The organism is Bacteroidales bacterium (assembly GCA_014860585.1).
Taxonomy (GTDB): Bacteria; Bacteroidota; Bacteroidia; order Bacteroidales; family 4484-276; genus RZYY01.
The window spans coordinates 1-3,901 of the sequence record JACZJL010000149.1 but is presented as its reverse complement, the minus strand read 5'-3'; the positions used below and the strand labels follow the sequence as shown (position 1 = coordinate 3,901).

Sequence of the window (3,901 nt, the reverse complement as noted above, 5' to 3'; positions counted from 1 at the left end):
CAAGAAAAAGGTTTTTCATTTGACAGATTCCGTACTTTTGGCTTAATCCAAAAGTACCAAAAGATCAAGGCTTGATAAAAATTTCTGGTTTTCTACGGATCGGATTGCTCACGCGATACAAGCCGCACCTGCACACAGGCCAACGCTTGCTTCTGTATCGCTTGCTATAGGCCAGCCCTGCAATCCTTCCCTTGAAAACTTGCGAAATTTTGATCAGGCCACTCCCAATAACCTTCAGCAAATGGTTCCTTTGTTTCCCTCTTTTGCATCCCCGCCTGACCAGTCGGGCAGTAAGGGGCGAGGATAACAAAAATGAAAAAATTGCCTGCCGGGATAGACCAGATGAGGCTGGAGCCTCGTCTGAACACATCGACTAAACTTATTATCCGAAAACTTCGTCCAAACACATCCTCCGAATACATCGTCTGAACAAACGGGCGCAAAAAAAGCGATACCATCACTGGAGTGATACCATCGCTATGGTTTCCCGACAGTATCGATTCCGGCGATTCAATCGGCGATCATACTAAATTTTGAAGCAGGGCTGCCATCCGTGTCACTAAATGTGCACTTGCGTGATTGGTAGAAGATTGAGGTTAAGGTTGAGGTTGAGGTTGAGGTTGAGGTTGAGGTTGAGGTTGAGGTTGAGGTTGAGGTTCAGGTTAAGGTTGAATGGAAAAACCTCAACCTTAGCCTAAACCTCAATCTCAATATCCTCTTCTCTAAGTGCTCTTCGTCTCCCTGGGCTTTTATTCCCTTTTCCTTATCTCATACACCTTCTTCCCGCCATAGGCAGCGCCCAGTGAAAGCAGGATGACGAGACCGGAGCCAACCGGCGCTCCGCCTCCCGGGGGTTGGTTACCTGTTTCACCATGTCCTCCCGGAGGTGGTGGCGGATCCTGGGCGAAAGTGGGTGTTACAAGGATGAATCCCATCATCAGGATCATCAGGGCTGCGGTGCGAATTGCTATTTTTTTCATTGTGATATGTTTTTATTGTTGTTTACGAATGGATGGATTAACGGATAAACACCTTACGGCTGACTGCACTTCCGGAACTGATGGCCTTGACTACGTACCAGCCTGTGGGAACATTCAGCGTGATCTGCTTCAGCCCGTCAAGCACCAACTGCTGGCTGTACACCTGCTGGCCGGTGATGTTGAAGACGGAGATCAGCGCTTCTGCACGCTGGGTGCTGCTGATGTAAATTGACTGGCCGTGCGAGTAAATTGAAGTCTGCTCAATGGCTGGATTTTCTCCGATGCCTACCATCTCAAACTTCAGCAGGAAGCGGTTGGGATTGTCGCCTTCCTCAGCGGTAAAGCTATACACCGGGTTTTCGGTCAGGTTGTGGTTTGTTCCGGTTTTCAGGTCAATGAGGTAAACGGTAGTTTCCAAATTGGATAAGTCAGCGGTAATGGATTGCTGCCCTGCAATGCCAGCGTAGAAATACACCGGTATTTCAAGACTCTCCGAAAGTTCGGGAAGTCCGTTGATGGCTAACTTCCTGTTGTCGCTGCTCATGGTGTACAATTGCGGAACCTGGGCATTGTAGCCCGACAGCTTGAAAGCATCAAATTTGCCGTCGAACTGGGTGGTAGCCCCATTTGTGAAGTGAACAAACATTTCATCTTCAAAACCGCTGCTGCTCACCTTTAATGAAAGGCTGCCGGGAACCGAAGTGGTTGATTTGTAGAACACATTTTGTCCGAGGTGGGTGCGGGCTGCATCTGAAATGGTTACAGTTTGTACTCCAGTTGTTTTTGCATGGACCATAAAGCCCTGCATGGCCGGTATATACTGCTGACCACTTCCTAAGGCGCCTAACTCTCCTGGTAATTGTATATAGTACCTGTAGTTCTGTGCCGCATTATCGTAATAATACAAGGCATCATCCATCCCATCTCCAAGGGTGACCAGGCTCCAGTCAATTGCTGAGGGGAAATGATTGCCCAACAGGTTCCAGCCTTCACCCTGACCTACGGTATTGGTGCAGGCAATTTCAATGCCTGAGTAATTCAATACACCGATAAAGTTTTTGGTAACATCAGTTGGATAAGCAACAAGGTACCCTTTACCAATTAAAAAATTGTCATCAAAATCACCGTTCCAATCGCCATTTTCGAGTTTGCTGTTGATCCACATATTGGTTGGCTCATCGAATGCATAAAAGTCCTGCACCGGATCGGGAAGAAAGTCAACAAACTCTGGTTGTATTTCCTGTGCTTCAATCGGTGAGGAGATAAAATGGAACATCTGATCTTCAATATCATTGTATTTTGCAAGGTAGCGTTCCACTGTGGCCAGTACATTTTCCGAACTGTTTATCAATGAACCTGTGCCCGTGGCATCCGATTCGATCAGTAGCCCTGTAGCGCCGGCGTCGTTGGTGAGGGTGCCGGTAACTTCAAATTCTCCTAAGGGGAAAATATCAAAGAAGGAATCTATCCATATTGTGAGGTCTCCCCCGACTTTGCCCTTACCTGCCGGTTTAATTTTACAAACAGAATTACCCTCCATCTCCATATCTCCTTCGATGGTTAAGGTTGCGCCAACCTCAAGCGCTCCTCCTACTGCTAATTTCAAAAAATTGATGTTGACTGCATTATTAATGACTGGGGCATTGGGTAAAATGGCCACATTGGGTATAATTACATTGACGGTTATGTCAGGTACAATGCCGCTGCTCCAGTTGCTGGCAGTTCCCCAATCAGTATCTGTAGTTCCTGTCCAGGTAAATGTAGGATAATCATTGAGTGCATTGGGTGTTGGAAAAGTTTGGTCATAGGTACTTGTATTTCTTTGTCCACCTGTGCCATTGGGTAATCTTTGGCTTGAATGGGCAGAACCATTTCCTCTACCATTTTCATTAACTTGTGGTTGTCCAGAGTTCAACAAAACCAAAAGGCCGGCATCATCAGCATCATCTGTATCATAAACAAAGGCATCTAATAGATTTGAAGCTGTTACCGCTGTTCCATTCGGGAAAGATGTTGCATCACCAAGATAAAGCGCAACTCCATCCTGACCATTTTGTAAAAGATCATTTGCAAAAACTAATCCAACCCCTGGTACTCCTGCATTCCCCAAAACAAAGTATCCGTTTGCATTTGTTGATTTCCCATCGAGATCATAAGCAGCATAAGAAATATCACCATTTCCATTATAAAAAACAACCACAAGTCCGGATAAGTCAGTATTACCGACCCCACCATCATATAATTCAATAAATTCAGCAGCATCAACTCCGAGATTATCCGCATCTACTTCGTTGATGACAATAATCGGTGCAGCTGATGTCGTTGCCTGAGCTGGCGGTATTGTTCCATCCGTTTTGTAATTCACGGCAATTCCACTTCCATTATAAGGATAAATCAAAAAGTCATACGTGGTGGAAGGTGTAAGCCCTGTCCACTGGTAAGTTTGTGATGCCAGTTCATTATGGGCAACATTGATTGCAGCATTGTTGTCGCCCCAGTTGGCGTCGTCATCAACAAAAGTCCCATCAGCCACTGTAGCAAAAGTCCCTGCCCCTTTTTTCGCAAGGATCAGGTAGTTGGTTGCCGGTACTGCACCATCGTTATGGTTCCAGGCAACGGTGATGGCACTGCTTGAGTTGGTTGTGGCGGTGAAAAGAGTGGGATGGTTTGTTGGCTCATCCGTAGGTTGGGTTTGGGTAATTTTATTTTGAGCAAGGTAAAAATCGTTGCCACTCCATGTAAATGATCCATCGCTTCTGGCATCAATCCATATCTGGCCAGTGGTTGTGGTGAAGGTTGGATCTGCACTGAAATTTTCAAAAGCTTTTTGGTATTTTGTTGTTCCTGCCTGCGCAAATCTGGACTGATAGGTAATTTCGGCTGCAGCATCAGCAACCTCAACGGTTACAGACCACCAGCCA

At 46.1% G+C, this 3,901-nt stretch carries 2 protein-coding genes; both read right to left on the bottom strand.

What is annotated here, in order from left to right:
• Window positions 1-749 precede the first annotated feature (749 nt).
• Window positions 750-980, bottom strand: coding sequence for a hypothetical protein (locus tag IH598_15350; GenBank protein ID MBE0639892.1), 231 nt, complete (start codon window positions 978-980; stop codon window positions 750-752).
• A 37-nt stretch (window positions 981-1,017) separates the two neighbouring features.
• Window positions 1,018-3,901 (bottom strand): T9SS type A sorting domain-containing protein (locus IH598_15345; GenBank protein ID MBE0639891.1); only part of this gene is annotated, 2,884 nt, incomplete at its 5' end.